Below are 22,023 nucleotides of genomic sequence, written 5' to 3'. Positions count from 1 at the left end.
CCATGTTCACCAAGGTCCTGATCGCCAACCGCGGCGCCATCGCCTGCCGCATCATTCGCACGCTCAAGCGCCTGGGCATCGCCAGCGTGGCCGTGCATTCCGAGGCCGACCTCGCCTCGCGGCATGTGCGCGAGGCCGACGAGGCCTTCTGCATCGGCCCGGCCCTGGCCGCCGACAGCTACCTGCGCCAGGACCGGCTGCTGGACATCGCCCGGCGCTGCGGCGCCCAGGCCATCCACCCCGGCTACGGCTTCCTGTCCGAGAACCCCGGCTTCGCCCAGGCCTGCGAGGACGCGGGCCTGGCCTTCATCGGCCCGACGCCCGACCAGATGCGCGCCTTCGGCCTCAAGCACAGCGCCCGCGCGCTGGCCGAGGCCTGCGACGTTCCGCTGCTGCCGGGCTCCGGACTGCTGGCCGATCCGGCCCAGGCCATGGCCGAGGCCGCGCGCATCGGCTATCCGGTAATGCTCAAGAGCACGGCCGGCGGCGGCGGCATCGGCATGCGCCTGGTGCGGGACGACGCCGAGCTGACGGAAGCCTTCGGCGCGGTGCAGCGCCTGGCCCAGGCCAACTTCAAGGATGCGGGGCTGTTCCTGGAGAAGTTCGTCGAGCGGGCCCGCCATGTCGAGGTGCAGATCTTCGGCGACGGCCGCGGCGACGTGATCGCGCTGGGCGAGCGCGACTGCTCGGCCCAGCGCCGCAACCAGAAGGTGATCGAGGAAACGCCCGCGCCCGGCCTGAGCGAGGCGCAGCGCCAGGCACTGCAGGCCACCGCGGTGCGCCTGGCGCAGCAGGTCAGCTACCGCAACGCCGGCACGGTGGAGTTCGTGCTGGACGCCGACAGCGGCGAATTCTGGTTCCTGGAGGTCAACACCCGGCTGCAGGTCGAGCACGGCGTGACCGAGCAGGTCTGCGGCGTCGATCTGGTCGAGTGGATGGTGCGCCTGGCCGCGGGTGATCTGCCGCCGCTGGCCACGCTGCAGCCGCGGCCGCAGGGCGCGGCCATTCAGGTGCGGCTGTATGCGGAGGATCCGGCTCGCGGATTCCAGCCCGCCACCGGCGTGCTGACCGAACTGCGCTGGCCCGAAGGCGCCCAGGCCGGACCGGGCGCCGTGCTGCGGGTCGACAGCTGGGTCGAGCGCGGCACCGAGGTCAGCGCGCATTACGACCCGATGCTGGCCAAGCTCATCGTGACCGCACCGACGCGCGACGAGGCGCTGGTCTGCCTGCGCCAGGCCTTGGCCGACACCCGGCTGGCCGGCTTCGAGACCAATCTGGCCTATCTGCGCCAGATCGTCGCCGACCCGGTCTTCGCCGCCGGCCGCCAGACCACGCGCTGGCTGTCGACGCTCAGCCACCGGCCACAGGCCTTCGAGGTGCTGGACGGCGGCGTGCAGACCACGGTGCAGGACTGGCCGGCACGCCTGGGCCACTGGGACGTGGGCGTGCCGCCCTCCGGCCCGATGGACGCCTGGGGCCACCGCGTGGCCAATGCACTGGTCGGCAACGCAGCGGACGCAGCGGCGCTGGAATGCACGATGGCCGGCCCCACGCTGCGCTTCCACACCGCGGCGGTGGTGGCCGTGACCGGCGCACCGGCGCCCGTCACGCTCGACGGCCGCCCCGTGCCGATGTGGCAGGCGCTGGCGGTGCCGGCCGGCGGCGTACTGGCCGTGGGTCGACTGGCCGACAGCGGCTGCAGGCTGACCATCGCGGTGGGTGGCGGCATCGACGTGCCCCGTTACCTCGGCAGCCGCAGCACCTTCACGCTCGGCCAGTTCGGCGGCCATGCGGGCCGCGCGCTGCGGGTGGGCGACATGGTGCACCTGCTGGCGCCGCAGGCTGCCGTCGCTCAGGGCGTGGCCGGGCGCAGTGCGCCACCTGCGCTGCGCCCGGCCATCGGCCACCACTGGGACATCGGCGTGCTCTACGGCCCGCACGGCGCACCGGACTTCTTCACGCCAGAAGACATCGCCATGGTCTTCGGCACCGACTGGCAGGTGCACTACAACTCCAGCCGCACCGGCGTGCGCCTGATCGGCCCAAAGCCGCGGTGGGCGCGGTCCGACGGCGGCGAGGCCGGCCTGCATCCGTCGAACATCCACGACAACGCCTACGCGGTCGGCGCCATCGACTTCACCGGCGACATGCCGGTCATCCTCGGCCCCGACGGTCCCAGCCTGGGCGGCTTCGTCTGCCCCGGCGTGGTGGTCGACGCCGAGCTGTGGAAGCTGGGCCAGCTGCGCCCGGGCGACACGGTGCGCTTCCACCGTCTGAGCCTGCAGCAGGCCCAGGCGCGCAGCGCGCAGCAAGAGGCCGCACTGGCCTGGCTGGCCGAGACCGAGACGCAGCACGACGCGCCCTGCCTGCCTGCGGCGCCTCAGGACGATGCCCAGGCCTGCCGCAGCCCGGTGCTGCTGAACGACCCGGCGCGCGAGGACGTGCCGGCCATGGTCATCCGCCAGGCCGGTGACCGCTACCTGCTGGTCGAGTTCGGCCCGCTGGTGCTCGACATCGAGCTGCGCCTGCGCGTGCACGTGCTGATGCAGGCGCTGCAGACCCGGCGTGCCCGCGGCGAGCTGGCCGGCCTGATCGACCTGACGCCCGGCATCCGCTCGCTGCAGCTGCATTTCGACCCGGCGCTGCTGAGCCGCGACGCCCTGCTGCATATCCTGCAGGACGAGGAGGCGCAGCTGCCGGCCGTCGACGACATGGACGTGCCCAGCCGCATCGTGCACCTGCCGCTGGCCTGGAACGACAGCCAGACCCGGCTGGCGATCGAGAAGTACATGCAGTCGGTGCGGCCGGACGCGCCCTGGTGCCCGAGCAACATCGAGTTCATCCGCCGCATCAACGACCTCGACAGCGTGGACGCGGTGCAGCGGATGTTCTTCGACACCCGCTACCTGGTGATGGGCCTGGGTGACGTCTACCTCGGCGCACCGGTGGCCACGCCGCTGGATCCGCGCCAGCGCCTGGTCACCACCAAGTACAACCCGGCGCGCACCTGGACGCCGGAGAACGCGGTGGGCATCGGCGGCGCCTACCTCTGCGTCTACGGCATGGAAGGGCCGGGCGGCTACCAGTTCGTCGGCCGCACGGTACAGATGTGGAACCGCTGGCGCCACGGCGAGGGCGCCGCGCCCGAGTTCGCCCAGCCCTGGCTGCTGCGCTTCTTCGACCAGCTGCAGTTCCACCCCGTCAGCGAGGAGGAACTGCTGCGGCTGCGGCAGGACTTCCCGCTCGGCCGCGCGAGCCTGCGCATCGAGGAAACCACCTTCCGCCTGAAGGACTACCGCACCTTCCTGGCCCGCGAGGCCGACAGCATCGCCGCCTTCAAGGCCCGCCAGCAGGCCGCCTTCGAGGCCGAGCGCGAGCGCTGGCGCGCCGCCGGCCAGGCCGAGTACCTGGCCGAGGACAGCGCGGCCGCCGTGCCGCCGCCCGAAGACATGCTGCCCGAGGGTGCCCAGGCCGTGGCCAGCGCGGTGCAGGGCAGCGTCTGGCAGCGGCTGGTGGCCGAGGGCGACACGGTGGCGGCCGGGCAGACGCTGCTGGTCGTCGAGTCGATGAAGATGGAATTCCCGATCACCGCGCCGCGCGCCGGCACCGTGCTGCGCCTGAGCTGCCCGGCCGGCAGCGCCGTGCAGGCCGGCCAGACCGTCGCCATCCTGCAATGAACCACGAGCCCGCCACCGCCATGAGCCCGACCGATCTCTCCACCCTGTCGTTCGACCTGCTGAGCCTGGGCCAGGCCCTGCAGGACGGCGCCGTCACGCCCGAAGACGTGGTCGTCGAGGTGCTGCGGCGCATCGGCGACGACCCGCACCACGCCTGGATCACCGTGCGCGACGTCGACGTGCTGCGCGAGCAGGCTCGCGCGCTGATGGCGCAGGGCCCCGCCGGCAAGCCGCTCTACGGCATCCCCTTCGCCGTCAAGGACAACATCGACCTGGCCGGCGTGCCCACCACCGCCGGCTGCCCGGCCTATGCCTACACGCCCGCGGCCTCGGCCTTCGTCGTGCAGCGTCTGGTCGAGGCTGGCGCCCTGCCCATCGGCAAGACCAACCTCGACCAGTTCGCCACCGGGCTGAACGGCACGCGTTCGCCGTTCGGTGCCTGCCGCAATGCCCATGATCCGGCCTTTGTTTCGGGCGGCAGCAGCTCGGGCTCGGCGGTGTCGGTGGCGCTCGGCCAGGTCAGCTTCTCGCTCGGCACCGACACGGCAGGCTCCGGCCGCGTGCCGGCCTTCTTCAACCACCTGGTCGGCCTCAAGCCCAGCCTGGGCCTGCTGAGCGCGCGCGGCGTGGTGCCGGCCTGCCGCACGCTGGACACGGTCTCGATCTTCGCGCTGACAGCCGACGACGCGCACCGCGTCTTCTCGGTGGCCGCCGCCTTCGACACCGAGGACGCCTACGCCCGTCCGGCCGAGCCGCACGGCGTCGACCTCGGTGCACTGGCCGCACCGCGCATCGGCGTGCCGCGCGCCGACCAGCTCGACTTCTGCGGCAGCGCGGTCGACGCCCGAGCCTGGGCCGACGCGGTCGAGCACGCGCGCGGCCTGGGCGCCGAGATCGTCGAGCTCGACATCGCGCCGCTGCTGGAGACCGCCCGCCTGCTCTACGGCGGCCCCTGGGTGGCCGAGCGCTACCAGGCCATTCGCGCCTTCATCGACGCGCAGCCGGACGCCGTCTTCCCCGTCACGCGCGAGATCACGCTGGGCGGCGCCCGGCCGCTGGCCGCCGACGCCTTCGCCGCCCAGTACCGGCTGAAAGCCTTGCAGCGCCAGGCCGCGCAGATCTGGCGTCAGGTCGACGCGCTGATGACGCCCACCGCGCCAACCCACCCGACGATCGAGGCCATGCTGGCCGAGCCCATCGCGCGCAACAGCGAGCTGGGCCTGTACACCAACTTCATGAACCTGCTGGACTGGGCGGCGGTCGCGGTGCCGGCCGGCTTCGTCGAGCGGCCCGGGGCCGCCGTGCCGATGCCGCACGGCGTGACGCTGTGCGCGCCGGCCCACCAGGACGTTCCGCTGCTGCATCTGGCGCGCCGCTGGCAGGCCTCGCTGCAGGGGTGTGCCGCGACGCTCGGCGCCACCGGTCAGCCCCTGCCGCCTGCGCAGCCGCTTGTGCCGGCCGTGCCCTCGGGCCAGCTGCGCGTGGCCGTCTGCGGCGCCCACCTCGAAGGCCAGCCGCTCAACAGCCAGCTCACCAGCCGCGGCGCGCGCCTGATCGCCCGCACCACCACCACGCCGGATCACCGCCTGTACGCGCTGCCGCCGATCGTCACGCCCGCCGGCCAGCGCCTGCTGCGCCCCGCGCTCGTCCACGCCCCGGGCGACCCGCTGAGCCGCGCGATCGAGGTCGAAGTGTGGGAGCTGCCGGCCCGGGAGTTCGGCAGCTTCGTCGCCGCGATTCCCGCGCCGCTGGGCATCGGCAAGACCCGGCTGGCCAACGGCAGCGTGGTGCCCGGCTTCATCTGTGAGCCGGCCGCGCTGGAGGGCGCGACCGACATCACCCGCTTTGGCGGGTGGCGAGCCTGGCTGACCGCATGTGCAAGCCATCCGGTTTGAACGTTCAAACCGGCCAGCCGCCCTCGGTCACTCCACGACGACGACGCTGTGCGGCACACGCCCGACCGCCACCGTCTTCAGCGCCTTGGCCGCGCCCACGTCGATGATCGTCAGGTCATCCGACAGCCCGTTGGCCACCAGCAGCCGGTCCTGCGCCTTGTTCAGCCCCAGACCCCACGCCCGCTTGCCCGCCAGCACCAGGTCCGTCACCTTGCGGCTCCCCACGTCCACGAAGGCCACATGGTTGGCCTTGCCCAGCCCCACGAACGCCCGCTTGCCGTCCGCGCTCATGGCAATGCCCACCGGCGTGATGTCCGCCGCGCGGGCGCCCTTCACCTCGAACCGGATCGTGTCCACAACCTCGTGATCCTTCGTCCCGATCACCGTCACGCTTGCCCCCAGCTCGTTCGTCACCCACAGCTGGCTGCCGTCCGGCGTCAGCGCAAAGCGCCTCGGCCGCTTGCCCACCTTGATGTTCTTCGTCACCTTGCCACTGGCCGCGTCGATCACATGCACCAGGCTCGCCACCTCCGAGGTCACGTACACCGTCCGCCCATCCCGGCTCACCAGCACGCCCTCCGGCTCCTCGCCCACCTTGATCTCGGCGCTGCGCTTGCCGCTGACCACGTCGATCACCCCGACCACGCCGTCTTCCTCGTTCGACACATACAGCGTCTTGCCATCCGGCGTCAGGTCGAAGATCTCCGGGTCATCCCCCAGCCCGATCTTCTTCACCGACTTGCGCGTCGCCAGATCGATCAGATCGGCCTGGCCCGAGTCCCCGCACGCCACCAGCAGCTGCCGGCCCCCGTCGGTCAGCACCATGTGGCGCGGCCGCTTGCACGTGGCGATCGTGCCCGTCACCGCCTGCGTCTTCAGGTCCAGCACCGTCAGCTTGTGGTCCTTCTCGCTCGAAATGAAGGCCGTCTGGGCCTGCGCAGGCAACGCAGCCAGCGTGGCCAGCAGCAGGGCAGAGCCCAGCGACTTCAAGGCCAACGGGCGGGAAGAGGAAAATCGGATCGGCTGAATCATCGCGAGCATCTCGTTCGGGTGGAACATGCCCGACAAGTTAGGCCTGCGCCGGCATGGCGGACAGGGAAAAATTCCCGACACAGGGAAGGCACCGATCGGACTGCTCCAAACTGAAGCAGTGCTCCAGCACCAGGCGTCCAGCCCCCCTCAGGGCATCAGGCCGTGCTGCTGGCCGTAGCGGATCAGCTCCAGCGCGCTGGCCACGCCGAGCTTCTGGCGGATCAGCGTCTGATAGTTGGAAACCGTCTTGTCGCTGACATTCATCTCGCGCGCGATGCGTTCGAGCGGATGGCCGGACAGCATCAGCAGCAGCATCTCGTGCTCGCGCGGCGTCAGCTGCTCATGCGGCAGGCCGCAAGGCGCAGGCCGCTCGGGCTGGCCCGGCGGCGGCAGACCGCGGGCGATGCGACGCACCGCCTCGACCAGCGCCTCCGGATCGCTGGACTTGCCCAGGAAGCCGGCCGCGCCCGCACGCAGGCACTGCTGACGCAGCGCCGGCGTGTCATGCATCGTGAACACCAGCACCTTCAGCCAGCGACAGGACTCGGCGAGCTGGCGCAGCAGGTCCAGGCCGCTGCGCCCGGGCATCGACAGATCGAGAATCAGCAGGTCGACCTCGCCGGGGTGGCGCAGCGCCAGGTCGGCCCAGGCCTGGTCGGCATCGGCGTATTCGGCCACCACCTCGAGATCGGGCTCGCCCTCGAGCAGGCGCCGGTAGCCCAGACGGACGACGGCATGGTCATCGGCGATCGCGAGATGCAGGCGGGAAGAGATCATGAGGGCGGATCGGCGTCGGCACGGAACAGGGGAAGACGCGCCTGCAGCAGCAGCCCCGAGGTGCCGCCGTCCGACGCGAGCCGCCATTGTCCACCGAGCGCCCAGACGCGCTCCTGCATGCCGCCCAGCCCGTTGCCGCGCTGCATCGCCGCGGCCGGATCACCCAGGCCGACACCGTCATCCTCGACCGACCAGCACACCGCCTGCGCGTCGATGTCGACCGTCAAGGCCACCCGCGTCGCCTGGGCATGGCGGGCGGCATTGGTCAGCGCCTCCTGGCTGAGCCGGTACACCGCCAGCGCAAGCTCGCGCGGCAGCGCCGGCGCGGCCGCGTCGATGTGCAGGGCCAGGCGGAAATCCCGTGCCGGCCGACCCTCGCGGCCGTCATGCAGCACCTGCCAGCCACGCACCAGCGCCTCGAGCAGCTCCTGCAGGCGCTGTGGTGCCACCCGCTCCTCACGGCCGTCCATCACCGGGCCGAGCGGGCGCAGCTGCACCAGCAGATCGCGAATGTCGCGCTGCACCTCGCCGCAGTGGCGCGAGATGCCCTGCACCACCTCGAGCAGCCGGGGCTGGTCGGCGAGCTGGCGCGCCAGCCAGGCGGCATCGAAGCGCAGCGCAGTCAGATGCTGGCCGAACTCGTCGTGCAGTTCGCGCGCCAGGCGGGCACGCTCGTCTTCCTGCAGCGTCTGCATCTTCTGGCTCAGCAGCCGGCGACGCGACTCCGCCTCGTCGAGCGCACCGGCGAGCTGACGCAGCGCCGCGGCGATCTGGTCGAGCTCGCGGGTCGGCATCGCCGTCAGCGCCCGCACCGGCGCGAGCCGGCCATGCTCGATGCCATCGATCGCCGCCAGCAGATCGTCCAGCGGCGCCAGCGAGCGGCGCACATTGCGCCGCATCACCAGCAGCAGTCCGGCGATGCAGCCCAGCAGCACCAGGAACACCCCGCCGATGTCGGCCAGCGCCTCGCGGCGCTCGCCCTCGGGCGAGGCCTGCAGGGTCAGCATCCAGAGGCGGCCATCCGGTCGCGGCAGGGTCCAGCTGACGCTGCGCACCGGCGCCTCCTCGCTCCAGCGTCGGTGCAGATCGGCCAGCAGGTCAAGCGGCCCCTCGGGCGCGGCTGGCGGATCCGGGGCCAGCAGCGCACGGCCGGACTCGTCGCGGATCGTCAGCGTCAGATGGCGCAGGCCGCCCTGCTGCTGGGCGCGCAGCGCAGCCAGCACGCCGGCGTCGTCGAGCGGCTCGAGGCGGGCCAGGCGGGCGCTCATCTCGGCGAGCTGCATGGCCGCGTCGACTTCCTCCTCGATCGCCTCGTCGATGCGCAGCAGCCCCACCAGCAGGGCCAGCAGCACCGCCACCAGACCGACCTTCGCGGCACGCCGCATCACCAGCCGAGACAGCTCCGGCAAGGCTCCGGACGTGCTCACAGCCGCACCACACCCTGCTCCAGAACGAGACGGCAGAGGCGAAAGTCGCTGCGCTCCTCGAGCTTCTGGCGCACCAGCGACATGGTGTTGTGGACCGTCTTCTCGCTGATGCGCAGCGCCGAGGCGACCTGATCGATCAGCAGGCCCTCGGACATCAGCCGCAGGATCTCGAACTCGCGCGGGGTGAGCTGCTCGAGCTGACGCCGGGTCGGCAGGTCGTCGTCCGGCAAAGGCAAAAGCGTCGCCAGGCCGGGGGGCAGCACCGTGCGGCCCGCCATCACCCGGCGGATCGCCTGCAGCATCTCCTCGGGCTCGCTGTCCTTGGTCAGATAGCCCGACGCACCGGCCCGCAGCGCCTGGGTGATGTAGCCCTCATGCGCATGCATGCTGCACACCAGCACCCGCAGGGCGCGCCGACGCTCGCGCAGCCGACGGATCGCCTCGATGCCGCTGTCACCGCGCAGGCTCAGGTCGACCACCGCCAGATCCACCCCGGTGCGGGAGAGCAGCTCGCAGGCCTGGGGCGAGGTGGCCGCCTCGGCCAGCACCTGCATGTCCGGCTCGGCATCGATCAGCTGGCGGTAGCCAGCGCGCACGACCGCATGGTCGTCGAGCAGCAGGATTCGGATCATCGCTTGTCTCCTTCGGGTTTCTTCGGATTTCTTCGTTTGGCATCCGACCTCTTCGTGCCGCCTTGATGCCGTCATCGTCAATCAAGCAATTCACATGCCTTCGGTGCCGACCGTCCTCGGGAAGATCTCCCGGCCGCCTCGGGAAGCGCTCCCGGGGAAGCAGGCTCCTCACTTCCTAGACTGGCCCGGTCCGACAACGAGGAGAGACAACATGACCCGTTTTCCCGCCATGAACGCCGTGGCCGCTGCCAGCGCCGCGCTGATGCTCGGCCTGGCCAGCCTGCCTGCGGCTGCCGTCAAGCCGGTCAGCTGGAACGACATCGCCAACGACGACAAGACCGGCCAGGACGTGCTGAACTACGGTCTGGGCCTGAAGACGCAGCGTCACAGCCCGCTCAAGCAGATCAACGCCCGCAACGTCGACCAGCTGGTGCCGGCCTGGAGCTTCTCCTTCGGCGGCGAGAAGCAGCGCGGCCAGGAAGCGCAGGCCCTGGTGCATGACGGCGTGATCTACGTCACCAGCTCCTATTCGCGCTTCCACGCGCTGGATGCGAAGACCGGCAAGCAGCTCTGGATGTACGAGCACCGTCTGCCCGACGACATCCGCCCCTGCTGCGACGTGGTCAACCGCGGCGCGGCCATCTATGGCGACAAGGTCTTCTTCGGCACGCTGGACGCACGCATGATCGCGCTCGACCGCGCGACCGGCAAGGTGGTCTGGAACGAGAAGTTCGCCGACCACAAGGTCGGCTACACGATGACGGGCGCTCCCAACATCGTCAAGGAGAAGAACGGGCGCGTGCTGCTGATCCACGGCTCGTCGGGCGACGAGTTCGGCGTGGTCGGCTACCTGTACGCCCGCGATCCCGACACCGGCGAGGAAGTCTGGGCCCGTCCGTTCGTCGAAGGCCACACCGGCCGCCTGAACGGCAAGGACAGCACGACCACGGGTGACGCCAAGGCGCCGAGCTGGCCGCGCGACAAGGACGGCAACCTGGTCGAGGCCTGGCACCACGGCGGCGGTGCGCCGTGGCAGTCGGCCGCATTCGACCCGGAGACCAACACCATCGTCATCGGTGCCGGCAACCCCGCGCCGTGGAACACCTGGAAGCGCACGAAGGAAGGGGACGACCCGAAGAACTGGGACAGCCTGTTCACCTCCGGCCAAGCCTATGTGGACGCCACCACCGGCGAGCTCAAGGGCTTCTACCAGCACACGCCGAACGACGCCTGGGACTTCTCCGGCAACAACTCGGTGGTGCTGTTCGACTACAAGGATCCGAAGACCGGCCGGCAGGTCAAGGCCAGCGCACACGCGGATCGCAACGGCTTCTTCTATGTCACCGACCGCGAGAAGCTGGCCACCGGCGCCGGCTACCCGAACAAGCCGACCGCGCTGATCGGTGCCTGGCCCTTCGTCGACGGCATCACCTGGGCCACCGGCATCGACCTGAAGACCGGCCGACCCAACGAGGTCGCCGGCCAGCGCCCGCCGCTGCCGACCGCCGGTGGCGACAAGGGCAAGGCGGTGTTCGTCTCGCCGCCCTTCCTGGGCGGCACGAACTGGATGCCGATGTCCTACTCGCCCGACACCGGCCTGTTCTACATTCCCGGCAACCACTGGGCGATGGACTACTGGACCGAGAACCTGACCTACAAGGCCGGCTCGGCCTACCTCGGCCAGGGCTTCCGCATCAAGCGCCTGTATGACGACCATGTCGGCACGCTGCGCGCGATCAATCCGGTCACCGGCAAGATCGCCTGGGAGCACAAGGAGAAGTTCCCGCTGTGGGCCGGCACGATGACCACCGCCGGCGGCCTGCTGGTGACCGGCACGTCGGACGGCTACATCAAGATCCTCGACGCGAAGACGGGCAAGGAGCTGTGGAAGTTCCAGACCGGCTCGGGCGTGGTCTCGGTGCCGATCACCTGGGAGCAGGACGGCGAGCAGTACATCGGCCTGTCCTCGGGCTATGGCGGCGCGGTGCCGCTGTGGGGCGGCGACATGGCCGAGCTGACCCGCCAGGTCACCCAGGGCGGCAGCTACTGGGTCTTCAAGCTGCCGCGCGCGGCGCAGAAGGTGGCCGCCAAGTGAGGCCCGCGTCGCTGCGGCGGTCGCGGGGTCGACTCGCCCTGCTGCCGATGGCGGTGACGCTGGCGGTCGGCGCCGGGCTGGCACCCGCGCCGGCCCGGTCACAGCCGTCGGCCGAGCCGGTGGTCACCGTCATCAACGGCTGCCACCTCTGGCCCTATGCGCACTGTCCCGGCGCGGACCTGCGCCATGCCGACCTGGTGGGCAAGGACCTGCGTGGCGTGAACTTCAGTGGCGCGAAGCTCGCCCGTGCCAAGCTGCGCAGCGCCAATCTGGCCGGAGCCAAGCTCGACGGTGCCGACCTCACCGGCGTGCAGGCCTACGCGCTGAATGCGCCCGGGGCCTCTTTCCGCGGTGCCACGCTGGTGGCCGCGAACCTGGAAATGGGGCGCGTCTTCCGTGCCGACATGAGCGGTGCCGACCTTTCGGCCGTCAACCTCGAGGCCGCGCGGATGAACTTCACCTGGCTGGTCGGCGCGAAGCTGGTCGGAGCCGATCTTCAGGAGACCAAGTTCGTCGGCAGCAATCTGCAGGATGCGGACCTGGACGGCGCGGTTCTGCGCTTCGCCATCTTTCCCGACGCCCATCTGCAGGGCTGCCGGGGCTGCCCGGAGGGCTGGTGAGATGCCGCGACACCTCATGCCCATGAGCCTGACGCTGGGGCTGCTGCTGGTCGCGTTCGGCAGCGCGCTGGGCCAGGAGCAGCCGGCGCCCGGCGTCAACCTGCTGCGCGGAGACAGCCGGGTGATCGAGGCCGGGCGACAAAGCTACCGCCAGCACTGCGCGGAATGCCACGGCGAGGAGGCGGTCAACCCGATCGCCGAAGCGCCTGACCTGCGCCGGCTTGACAGCTTCTGCCGTCGGCTGAAGGATCCCGCGCTGCAGACCCACTGCCGCGACGATGTCGACCGCTACTACCTGCGTTCGGTCAACGAGGGCAAGGTCCGCGCCGGTGTCGTGCACATGCCGCCCTGGGAAGGCCGGCTGAGTCCGGACGAGATCTGGTCGATCCGCAACTTCATCGAAAGCCGGCCCCGCCCCACCCCCGCGCGCTGAACCCAGCCCGCCTCAAGGCAAGGGCAGCAGCAGCGACGCCGGCGGCTGATTCCAGTTCTCGCCGTGCGTCGCGCTGGCATACAGCCGCACCACCACCGAGCCGAGCAGGCCGTGCAGCACATCGCCCTGGGAGGCCCGGCGCACGATGATCGCGCTCAGCGAGCCCTTGGCGGAGAGCTCCTGGATCGCCCGGTCGACCCAGACCTTGCGCTCCTCGGGCGCGAGCATCACCAGCTCCTGACGGACCTCGGCGATGCGAGCGTTCAGCCATCGTGCCTGGACCTCGGGATCGATCTCGACTCGACCGGCCGTCGGTGCGCTCCCGGCCGCTGGCGGCATGTCGCGCTCGCCAGCCGGCCGCACCAGCTCGGCCACCCGGGGGGGCGATGCAGGCAGCGGCTGCGCGGGCTGGGCTGATGTGCCGGTGGCGGCGACCGTCTCGGTGCGCAGCAGCGTGCGCAGATAGGAATAGGCGTTGTCCAGCGGCGAGAGCCGGTTGTTGGCCACTCGCCGCTCCAGCACCTCGAGCTGCTGGCGCACGCGCTCGTCGCTGAACTCGGTCAGCAGGCCTTCAAGCTTGATCTCGCGAATGCCCAGGGACTCGGCCCGCAGCACCAGATTCGCATCGACCGGCTCGGGCAGGCCCGCGCCGGTTCGCGATGCCGCCAGGCGCCGCCGCACCGCGAACTGCACCTCCACCACCGCCCTGCCCTGCTTGTGCTCGATCAGCTCGACCTCGAGATCGGTCTCGCGGTTGATCTCTTCGATGGCCGGACGTACCCGCTCGGACTTGAACTTGCGCCACTCGCGCCGGTCGGCGCCACCCGGCGCCTGGTTGAGCGCATCCGACCACCAGGCCGCCGGCTTGCGGCTGGTCAGCCCAGACGGGTTGTCGCGGTAGCGCGCGCAGATCTCGTACAGCGCCACCGCGGTGTAGGTGCCCAGCCGCGCCAGCACATCCAGATCGATCGAGGCCCAGCGCTGCGGCTCGCGCAGCACCGTCATGATCGAGGGGGGATAGGACCAGGACACCCAGTTCTCGCCATTCCTGACCTCGATCGCCACCTCCGACAGCATCGAGAAGCCGCGCCACTTCACGCCGTCGCCCGGCGCGGTCGACTCCCAGTCGACCTCCAGGCCGCGCATCTCGCGCAGATAGCGCTTGGCTGCGGTGCGGTCCTCGCCACTGGAGCCGGTGGTGCGCAGCAGCGCCGGCAGCGGCGCCTCGAACATGAAATCGGCCTGCGGCATCGCGTCCATCGCCGCCAGCCGGGCCTGCGCCACCTGCAGCATCGCGTTGTACAGGCGACGGCCGGTGAGCGTGACCCGCTTCGATCGCGGGATCATCACGATCATCTCGTGCGGCTTGCGAAGTTCCGGGCCTTCGGCCGGATCCCGGGGATCGAGCGGGTTCATGGAGTGCGGGGGCGGAGGGACAGACATCATATGTCCGCAGCCCTTTGGACACAAACCCACGCCTGCGGCGCGTCGACCGCCTTCACCGCCCCGGTTTCCTGGTCTCCAGCCACATCAGATCATCCGGGTAGAAACTGGACAGTCGAGGCCATGCCGTCGCGACAGCGCTGATCCTGCATACGGGTAAAGACTGGACAGTCGGATGCCGGATAGCCTGCAGCGGAGCGGGTAAAGTACGGACACATGACGCGGATCACGATTCGAAAGACAGGGTGCTTGCGTCCGTCCCGATCGGATCCGATCAGGATCGATCCGGTTGATTTCCGGACACTTCCCGGGAAAAAGCTGGACGGAAACGGGAAGATCCTGGACAAATCCGGGAAGATCCTGGACACATGCCGTCGAACGGCATCAGCAAGTCATTGATTGAAAAAGACTTTTTCCATCATGAATCCGGCTTAATCTCTTGAAGAGATTGAATCTTTATTAATCTCCCTGCGAGACGACCTGGTCATGGACCCTGAAGACATCCCGCATGCACAACACGAGGACACGGAAGATGCACAGCAAGCTCGCCTCTCCTGCAGACGCCATTCGCATTCACAGCTCACCGATCAAGAGACAGTCGCTGGCAGACATCGAGACTCAGGCGGCACGAATCGCAGCGATGATGGGCCAGATCAGGGCCGCAATGCTGCCACCGGCCTCGATCAAGCAGGCCCCTCCTGTGAGCGCGGCACAGCTGGCCGAGCTCTGTGGCGTCGACAAGAGCAGGATTGCCTACCGTCTGACGCGTGGTGATCTTCCAGGCGGCAGCATGGTTGGCAATCGCCGGGAATGGTCGATGGAGGACGCACGCACCTGGGTGCGCGATTTTCGACAGGACCACATGCGCCCTGCCGAGGCCGCAGGAACAACGATCACGGTGGCCAACTTCAAGGGCGGCGTCGCCAAGACCACTTCGACAGTGACCTTGGCGCAAGGCCTGGCGATGCGAGGACACCGGGTGCTGGTGGTCGATCTCGATCCGCAAGGCTCGGCCACCACGCTGTTCGGTGTGCTGCCGGATGCGGAAGTCGATCATGAGCATACCGCGATGCTGCTGTTCTCCGGCGAGCAGGAGGATCTGGACTACGCGGTGCGCAGCAGCTACTGGCCTGGCATCGATCTGGTCTGTGCGGCTCCCCTGCTCTTTGGCGCTGAATTCGCGCTGCCAGCTCGGCAGACTCGCGACCCGGGCTTCGAGTTCTGGCGCTGCCTGGACCGCGGTCTCGACAAGGCACGCATGGACTATGACGTCATCCTGATCGACACACCGCCCGCACTGTCCTATGTGACCATCAATGCGCTGATGGCGGCTGACGGCGTGATCATGCCGCTGCCACCGTCCGCGCTGGACTTCGCTTCGTCGGCGCAGTTCTGGGATCTGTTCAGCGACCTGTGCAATCAGTTGATCCGCAGCCGCGGCCAGGACAAGACCTTCGAGTTCATCGACGTACTGCTGTCGCGGGTGGAGCCTTCGGATGCGGCCAGCTCGGTGGTGCGCCAGTGGGTGCTGGAGGCTTACACCGAGAAGGTGCTGCCCATCGAGATTCCGAAGACCTCGGTGGCGGCCACGGCCTCGGCCGAGTTCGGCACAGTCTATGACCTGCCACGTGGGTCGATCAACGCACGTACCTTCGCCCGGGCCCGTGATGCCTTCGACCGCATGTGCGAACTCATCGAGCAGCAGATCGTCGCGGTCTGGGCCGCTCAGCTGGAACAGATGAAGCCTTGATGAGGAGCTGATGCGATGAAGAACAGCAAGTTGCTCGACAAGGCGGCACGCCTCGATTTCAGCAAGCTGCCAGGATCGAACGCGGACAGCACCGACACAAGCCCGGCTACCTTGCCCGCATTCACGCCCCGGCCGAAGACTGCGCCGGGTGCCTTGATGGCTTTTGCCAACGACACCCGCTCCGAGCTGCTGCGCGAGAACGAGACCTTGCGCGAGCGGGCCCGACAGACCGATGTTCTGCGTGGCCGGCTCGACGAGGCCCTGGAAGAGCTGCAGCAATGGGACGGTGCCAAGGCCGCGCGGCTCATCGAGCCAGGGTTGATCCGGCCCAGCCGGTATGCCAACCGGCACCCCCACAGCTTGTCGGGCACGGACTTCCAGAAGCTGCGCAGCGAGATCCAGGATGCGGGCGGCAATGTGCAGCCGATCAAGGTCAGACCGGTCAGTCGGGAGGAGGGCGACGGTGGCGCTCGCTACGAAGTGGTCTTCGGCCATCGTCGTCTGCAGGCTTGCCGGGAGCTGTGCCTGCCGGTGCTGGCCGTCATCGACAATCTGGATGACCAGACGCTCTTCGTCGAGATGGAGCGCGAGAACCGGTCGCGCAAGGATCTGTCGGCCTGGGAGCAAGGCATGATGTATCGCCGGGCGCTGGACGGCGGGCTTTTCCCGTCGAATCGCAAGCTGGCGGAGGCGATCGGCGTTGATCTGAGCGCACTGGGCAAGGCACTGGCTCTGGCCGCATTGCCGGCCTTCGTCATCGAGGCCTTTCCCTCGCCGCTGCAGCTGCAGTTTCGCTGGGCCAAACCCCTGGCCGATGCGCTGGCGAGCGACCCGGAGCATGTGCGATCGATAGCCCAGTCGCTGAGAACATCGCCTGATGCTTTCTCTGCCCGGCAGATCTTCGAGCGGCTGACATCGAAGGCTTCGGACAGTCGCGGGCTGGGGCAGGGGGTGGAACGGTTCCACCCCCTGAAGACGCAGCCTGTCCGCCTGGATGATCTTGATGTGGGCTGGGTGCGTGTGGCGGAAGACGGTGGCATCGAGATCCGCATCGGCACCGATGCGGGATTAGGAAGCACGCCGGATTTGGTAGATCTGGCGAATCTGCTATCGATCGGTCTGACGAGACTGAAGGCCCAGCGCAAGGGGTAGAACCGTTCCACCCCTGCCGGGTTTTTCCTAGGGAGTCGAATGTGTCCAGGATTTAACCGGGTAAATCCTGGACGTTTCTGATTGAGGCGTGCCCAGCACGAGGCTCAGCCATGTGCTCAACCTTGCGCCGGATACAGCCCGCGCTGACGCGCGAACAGCCGCGCCAGCCCCAGCAGCGCGTCGATCGACGGCGTGGCCATGCCCACATGGCCGCCGATCTCGCGCACCGCGCCGACGATGGCATCGAGCTCGATCGGCCGGCCTGCGTCCACGTCCTGCAGCATCGAGGTGCGGAAAGCCCCCAGCCTTGCGGTGACCGCGTGGCGCTCCTCCGGCCCCTGGTCGATGGGGCAGCCGATGCGCTCGCCGATCAGCGCGGCCTCGCGCATCGCGCGGCTGCAGAACTCGCGCACCAGCGGATCGGCCAGCACCTGATCGATGGTCGCGCCGGTGAGGGCGCTGACCGGGTTCATCGTCAGGTTGCCCCAGAGCTTGTACCAGAGCTCGCGGCGCAGGTCGGCCGACACGGTGGTGTCGAAGCCGGCCTGGCGCAGCAGCGCGCCCACCGCCTCGGCGCGCGCGCTCGGGCCGCCGGCGGGCTCGCCGACGATCAGGCCGCGGCCCATGCGGTGCTGCACCCGGCCGGGCTCGGAGGTGGCGGCGCTGGCATGGACCACGCCGCCGAGCACCTGCGCCACCGGCAGCGCCGCGGCGATCACCCCGCCCGGATCGACGCTTTCCAGCCGGCCGCCGGGCACTTGCGGATGGTCTGCGCAGAACCACCAGGGCACGCCGTTCATCATCGTCAGCACGACCGTGTCGGGGCCGATCAGCGCGGCCAGCTGCGGCGCCAGGGCCGGCAGCGCCTGGGCCTTGACCGCGAGGATGACGAGATCCTGGACGCCGAGCGCCTCGGCGCGGTCGCTGGCGGCGGCTACCGGGGCCTGGGTGCGCAGGCTGGCGTCGGCGCTGTCGAGCCGCCAGCCGTGGGCGTTCAGGGCCGCCAGCGTAGCGCCTCGCGCCAGGGCGCTGGTGGGCACGCCGGACGCCGCCAGGCGCGCGCCGAGGAATCCGCCGATCGCGCCGGCGCCAACAATGCAGGTCTTCATGGACAAGGAAATCGTCAGGGACAGGATCGGGCATTCTTGCGCCGGGCCGCCGGCACCACAAGCCAGCGATTTGTTTCAGCGGTCGAGGTGGGTGGGAGATGTTCCTGGCGAGCGAAGTTTGAACGTTCAAACCAGCCGTCCATCTTCCGGCTCCAGCCCGGTGGCGAACTGGCGGCCCTTCTCCGCGTAGAGCGCCGCGCTCTGGCGCAGACGGGCGACTTCCGCCTCGGTCAGCGGCCGCACCACCTTGGCCGGCGTGCCCAGGATCAGCGAGCGCGGCGGGAACTCGCGCCCCTCGGGCACCAGCGCACCGGCGCCGATCAGGCATTCCTCGCCGATGACGGCGCCGTTGAGCACCACCGCCTGGATGCCGATCAGCGAGCCCGCGCCGATGCGGCAGCCGTGCAGCATGGCCTGGTGGCCGATGGTGACCTCGTCGCCGATCTGCAGCGCGAAGCCGGGATCGGTGTGCAGCACCGCGCCTTCCTGCACATTGCAGCGCGCGCCCAGCGTGATCGGCGCGTTGTCGCCCCGCAGCACCGCGCCGAACCAGACGCTCGACGCCTGCCCGATCTCCACCTGCCCGACCAGGTGCGCACCGGGCGCGACGAAGACCTCGGCGGCCAGCCGGGGCGCCTGTCCGTTCAGGCGGTAGGAGCCGCTCATGCGAGCTCCTCGGCCGCCAGCGCGCCGCGGCGGATCTGGTCGCGTTCGAGCGACTCGAACAGCGCCTTGAAGTTGCCCTCGCCGAAGCCCTCGTCGGCGCGGCGCTCGATGAACTCGAAGAACACCGGGCCCAGCAGCGTCTGGCTGAAGATCTGCAGCAGCAGGCGCGGCGAGTCGCCGGCGGTCGAGCCGTCGAGCAGGATGCCGCGTGCCTGCAGGTCGGCCACCGGCACGCCGTGGCCGGGCAGGCGCTCGCCCAGCATCTCGTAGTACACGTCGTTGGGCGCGGTCATCAGCGGCACGCCGGCCAGCTGCAGCGCGTCCACCGTCGCCACCAGATCGTCCGTCAGCAGGGCGATGTGCTGGATGCCCTCGCCGTTGAACTGCATCAGGAACTCCTCGATCTGGCCGCCCTGGCCGGTGCCGCGCCCCGCGTCCTCGTTGAGCGGGATGCGGATCAGGCCGTCGGGCGCGGTCATCGCGCGGCTGGTCAGGCCCGTGTATTCGCCCTGGATGTCGAAGTAGCGGATCTCGCGGAAGTTGAACAACTTCTCGTAGAAGCCGCCCCAGAAGGCCATGCGGCCGCGGTAGACGTTGTGCGTCAGGTGGTCGATCAGGCGCAGGCCATGACCAGCCGGATGGCGATGCTCGAAGGCCTGGTAGTCGGGCAGGAACTCGAAGTCGATGTCGTAGATGCTCTTGCCGTCCTCGAAGCGGTCGATCAGGTAGAGCGGCGCGCCGCCGATGCCCTTGATGGCCGGCAGGCGCAGCTCCATCGGGCCGGTGGGCACGTCCACCGGCTGCGCGCCCAGCTCCAGCGCGCGGGCGTAGGCCCGGTGCGCGTCCTTCACCCGGAAGGCCATCGCGCAGGCGCAGGGCCCGTGCTCGGCGGCGAAGTAGCCCGCCAGGCTGCGCGGCTCGCGGTTGACGATGAAGTTGATGTCGCCCTGGCGATAGAGCACCACATCCTTCGAGCGGTGGCGCGCGACGAGCGAGAAGCCCATCCGCTCGAACAGCGGCTCGAGCACGCCCGCGACGGGCGAGGCGAACTCGACGAACTCGAAGCCCATGAGGCCCATGGGATTGTCAAAGAGGTCGGGCATGGAAATTCCTGGCGGTGGGTTTCAGTCGAGGGTGATGGCGGCCTTGCGCACCAGGCGGCCGTAGCGCTCCTGCTCGGTGCGCAGGAACTGGGCGGCGGCCTCGGGCGAGGTCAGCATCAGCAGGTCGTCGCGCTTGGCGAAGCCGGCCTTGACCTCGGGGTCGTTGAAGGCGACGGCGAGCGCGTCATGCAGTCGCTTGAGCTGGGCGGGCGGCAGGCCCTTGGGGGCGATGGCGGCGAACCAGCCCGACACCTCGACCTCGGGGAAGCCCTGCTCGGCGAGCGTGGGCACCTCCGGCAGCGAGGCCGAACGCTGCCGGCCCGTCACGCCGATGGCGCGCAGCGCGCCGCTGCGCAGGTGGTTCTGCACCGCGCCCAGCGCGCCCACGCCCATCTCGACCTGGCCGGCGATGATGTCGGTGATCATCGGCCCCATGCCCTTGTACGGGATGTGGCGGATCTTCACGCCGGCGGCATCGACGAACATCTCGCCGGCCAGATGGATGATGGTGCCGTTGCCCGAGGAGGCGTAGTTCAGCGCGTCGGGCTTGGCCTTCAGGAAGGTCTGCAGTTCCTTCGCGGTCCTGGCCGGCACCTTGGCCGGATTGACCACCAGCACGAAGGGCGAGCCGCCGACGATGCTGATCGGGGTGATGTCGTTCAGGCTGTCGTAGGGCAGCTTCGGGAAGACGCTGGGGTTGACCGCGTGGTTGTTCGAGATGAAGGCGATGGTGTTGCCGTCCGGCGCGGCCTTGACCAGCGCCTGCGTGCCGGTGATGCCGCCCGCGCCAGGCAGGTTCTCGATGATCACCGGCTGGCCGCCGAGCGCCCGGCTGAGCGCGCCCTGGACCGAGCGGATGATCACGTCGACGCCCGCGCCGGGGCCGATCGGCAGGATCACCCGCAGCGGGGCGGCAGACTGGGCCTGGGCGCCGGGCGGCAGCAGGGCGGCGCCGGCGGCCAGCGTCGCGCCCAGCACGAGGCGGTGGATGCGGCGGCGGGACAGGAATCGGGTGGGCATGCGTGTCTTCGGGTGTTGTCGTGCAGGGGTCGGCGCTCAGCGCGGCAGGCTGCCGAGCACTTCTTGGGTGTGTTCGCCGATGGCCGGCAGCTTCATGCGCACGCCGGGGCGGCGTCCGCCCAGCAGCAGCGGCAGCAGCACCACCTGGCTGGTGCTGTCGTCGTCGTTGACCATGTCGACCAGGCCGCCGCTGGCGATCAGGTGCGGGTCCTCGACCAGCTGATCCGGGCGAACCACCGGCGCGTAGGGGATGCCGGCGGCCTCCAGCCGGGGCACCAGCGCCTCGGCCTGCACCGAGGCCAGCGTCTCGCCCAGCGTGCGCACCAGCTCGGGCCGGCGCTCGACACGCAGCGCGTTGGTGGCCATCTGCGGGTCAGTCCGCAGGTCGTCGCGGCCGAGCACCTGGCACAGCGCCTCGAACTGCTTGTCGCTGACGGCGCCGATGAAGAGCTGCTCGTCGCCCGCCAGCGTGAAGGTGTCGTAGACGCTCCAGGCCGACACGCGCGAGGGGAAGGGCGGCGGCACCTCGCCCGACATCTGGAACTGCATCATGTGCTGGGCGGCGAGCAGGCAGCAGTTCTCGAACAGCGCGCTCTGGATCTCCTGGCCACGGCCGGTGCGGGCGCGCTCCTGCAGCGCGGCCAGCACGCCGATGGCGGCGAACATGCCGCCCATGATGTCGTTGACCGAGGTGCCCGCGCGCAGCGGGCGGCCCTTGGGGCCGGTCATGTAGGTGAGGCCGGCCATGTTCTGCACCACCTCGTCGAGCGCCAGGCGCTTTTCATACGGGCCGGGCAGGAAGCCCTTGTGCGAGGCGTAGATCAGCGCCGGGTGCTCGGCCGAGAGCGTGGCGTAGTCCAGGCCCAGCTTCGCCATCAGGCCGGGGCGGAAGTTCTCCAGCACCACGTCGGCGCTGGCCACCAGCGCACGCGCCGATTCGAGCCCGGCGGGCGTCTGCACGTCCAGCACCACACTTTTCTTGTTGCGGTTGAAGGTGCGGAAGAAGCCCATGCCCAGGCCGGGCAGGCGGCGGGTCTTGTCCCCGCCGGGCGGCTCGACCTTGATGACCTCGGCGCCGAGGTCGGCCAGGATCATGCCGCAGGTCGGGCCCATCACCATGTGGGTGAATTCGATGACGCGGATGCCGGCCAGCGGCAGTGAGGAAGCGGAAGCTGTGTCGGTCATGACGGCT

17 protein-coding genes are annotated in these 22,023 nt (G+C 69.7%); 7 read left to right on the top strand and 10 right to left on the bottom strand.

What is annotated here, in order from left to right:
- Positions 1-2 precede the first annotated feature (2 nt).
- Entirely contained in the window at positions 3-3,677 is a 3,675-nt protein-coding gene (gene uca / locus BW996_RS07620; protein ID WP_037485742.1) for an urea carboxylase, read from the top strand.
- A gap of 20 nt (positions 3,678-3,697) precedes the next feature.
- A complete protein-coding gene (gene atzF / locus BW996_RS07615; protein ID WP_037485740.1) occupies positions 3,698-5,572 on the top strand; it encodes an allophanate hydrolase in 1,875 nt (624 codons plus the stop codon).
- A 27-nt stretch (positions 5,573-5,599) separates the two neighbouring features.
- Here atzF and BW996_RS07610 read toward each other — a convergent pair whose 3' ends face one another.
- The 4 genes from BW996_RS07610 to BW996_RS07595 all read right to left on the bottom strand — a co-directional run bounded on the left by BW996_RS07610 (position 5,600) and on the right by BW996_RS07595 (position 9,440).
- Positions 5,600-6,604 carry a PQQ-dependent catabolism-associated beta-propeller protein gene (locus BW996_RS07610; protein WP_037485768.1) on the bottom strand — a complete coding sequence of 335 codons (1,005 nt, stop codon included), beginning with the start codon at positions 6,602-6,604 and terminating at the stop codon, positions 5,600-5,602.
- 147 nt (positions 6,605-6,751) lie between these two features.
- Positions 6,752-7,381 (bottom strand): response regulator transcription factor, encoded by a 630-nt coding sequence (locus tag BW996_RS07605; RefSeq protein WP_037485737.1) that lies wholly within the window; start codon positions 7,379-7,381, stop codon positions 6,752-6,754.
- Positions 7,378-8,790: a histidine kinase gene (locus BW996_RS07600; protein WP_162178010.1), complete on the bottom strand. Its 1,413-nt coding sequence runs from the start codon at positions 8,788-8,790 to the stop codon at positions 7,378-7,380. Before BW996_RS07600 ends, BW996_RS07605 begins: the two co-directional genes overlap by 4 nt.
- Positions 8,791-8,804: 14 nt before the next feature.
- Positions 8,805-9,440 (bottom strand): response regulator, encoded by a 636-nt coding sequence (locus BW996_RS07595; RefSeq protein WP_051632297.1) that lies wholly within the window; start codon positions 9,438-9,440, stop codon positions 8,805-8,807.
- Between the two features lie 229 nt (positions 9,441-9,669).
- Between BW996_RS07595 and BW996_RS07590 the strand changes: the two genes are divergently transcribed.
- Genes BW996_RS07590 through BW996_RS07580 form a run of 3 tightly spaced genes read left to right on the top strand, consistent with a single transcriptional unit; the run spans position 9,670 to position 12,588 of the window.
- A complete protein-coding gene (locus BW996_RS07590) occupies positions 9,670-11,535 on the top strand; it encodes a methanol/ethanol family PQQ-dependent dehydrogenase (protein ID WP_076458834.1) in 1,866 nt (621 codons plus the stop codon).
- Positions 11,536-11,582: 47 nt separating this feature from the next.
- Positions 11,583-12,155, top strand: a complete 573-nt coding sequence (locus tag BW996_RS07585; protein WP_037482351.1) for a pentapeptide repeat-containing protein — start codon at positions 11,583-11,585, stop codon at positions 12,153-12,155.
- 16 nt (positions 12,156-12,171) lie between these two features.
- On the top strand, positions 12,172-12,588 hold the full coding sequence (locus tag BW996_RS07580) for a c-type cytochrome (RefSeq protein ID WP_175619097.1): 417 nt from the start codon (positions 12,172-12,174) through the stop codon (positions 12,586-12,588).
- Positions 12,589-12,600: 12 nt separating this feature from the next.
- On the opposite strand, the gene BW996_RS07575 is transcribed toward BW996_RS07580, so the two are convergent.
- Positions 12,601-14,004, bottom strand: coding sequence for a replication initiation protein (locus BW996_RS07575; RefSeq protein WP_037482349.1), 1,404 nt, complete (start codon positions 14,002-14,004; stop codon positions 12,601-12,603).
- 559 nt (positions 14,005-14,563) lie between these two features.
- Here BW996_RS07575 and BW996_RS07570 point away from each other — a divergent pair.
- Positions 14,564-15,781: a ParA family protein gene (locus BW996_RS07570; RefSeq protein ID WP_081838128.1), complete on the top strand. Its 1,218-nt coding sequence runs from the start codon at positions 14,564-14,566 to the stop codon at positions 15,779-15,781.
- 15 nt (positions 15,782-15,796) lie between these two features.
- Positions 15,797-16,933 (top strand): ParB/RepB/Spo0J family partition protein, encoded by a 1,137-nt coding sequence (locus tag BW996_RS07565; protein WP_051631963.1) that lies wholly within the window; start codon positions 15,797-15,799, stop codon positions 16,931-16,933.
- A 116-nt stretch (positions 16,934-17,049) separates the two neighbouring features.
- Here the strand turns inward: BW996_RS07565 and BW996_RS07560 are convergent, their stop codons facing one another.
- The 5 genes from BW996_RS07560 to BW996_RS07540 form a co-directional block, all read right to left on the bottom strand.
- Positions 17,050-18,042, bottom strand: a complete 993-nt coding sequence (locus BW996_RS07560) for a 2-dehydropantoate 2-reductase (RefSeq protein ID WP_037482347.1) — start codon at positions 18,040-18,042, stop codon at positions 17,050-17,052.
- A gap of 126 nt (positions 18,043-18,168) precedes the next feature.
- Complete coding sequence (locus BW996_RS07555) at positions 18,169-18,708, bottom strand: gamma carbonic anhydrase family protein (RefSeq protein ID WP_037482345.1); 540 nt, start codon at positions 18,706-18,708, stop codon at positions 18,169-18,171.
- On the bottom strand, positions 18,705-19,811 hold the full coding sequence (hppD, locus tag BW996_RS07550; protein ID WP_037482343.1) for a 4-hydroxyphenylpyruvate dioxygenase: 1,107 nt from the start codon (positions 19,809-19,811) through the stop codon (positions 18,705-18,707). The genes BW996_RS07555 and hppD overlap by 4 nt, the downstream gene beginning before the upstream one ends.
- A 21-nt stretch (positions 19,812-19,832) precedes the next feature.
- The gene (locus BW996_RS07545; RefSeq protein WP_037482341.1) at positions 19,833-20,831 is read right to left on the bottom strand and encodes a tripartite tricarboxylate transporter substrate binding protein; all 999 of its coding nucleotides are present in this window, start codon (positions 20,829-20,831) and stop codon (positions 19,833-19,835) included.
- A 36-nt stretch (positions 20,832-20,867) separates the two neighbouring features.
- Positions 20,868-22,016, bottom strand: a complete 1,149-nt coding sequence (locus BW996_RS07540) for a CaiB/BaiF CoA transferase family protein (protein WP_037482338.1) — start codon at positions 22,014-22,016, stop codon at positions 20,868-20,870.
- Positions 22,017-22,023 lie beyond the last annotated feature (7 nt).

Origin of the sequence: Sphaerotilus natans (assembly GCF_900156335.1) — a bacterium.
GTDB classification, from domain to species: Bacteria; Pseudomonadota; Gammaproteobacteria; order Burkholderiales; family Burkholderiaceae_C; genus Sphaerotilus; species Sphaerotilus natans.
The sequence above is the reverse complement of the archived record's forward strand: the minus strand, read 5'-3'. Positions and strand labels throughout refer to the sequence as shown.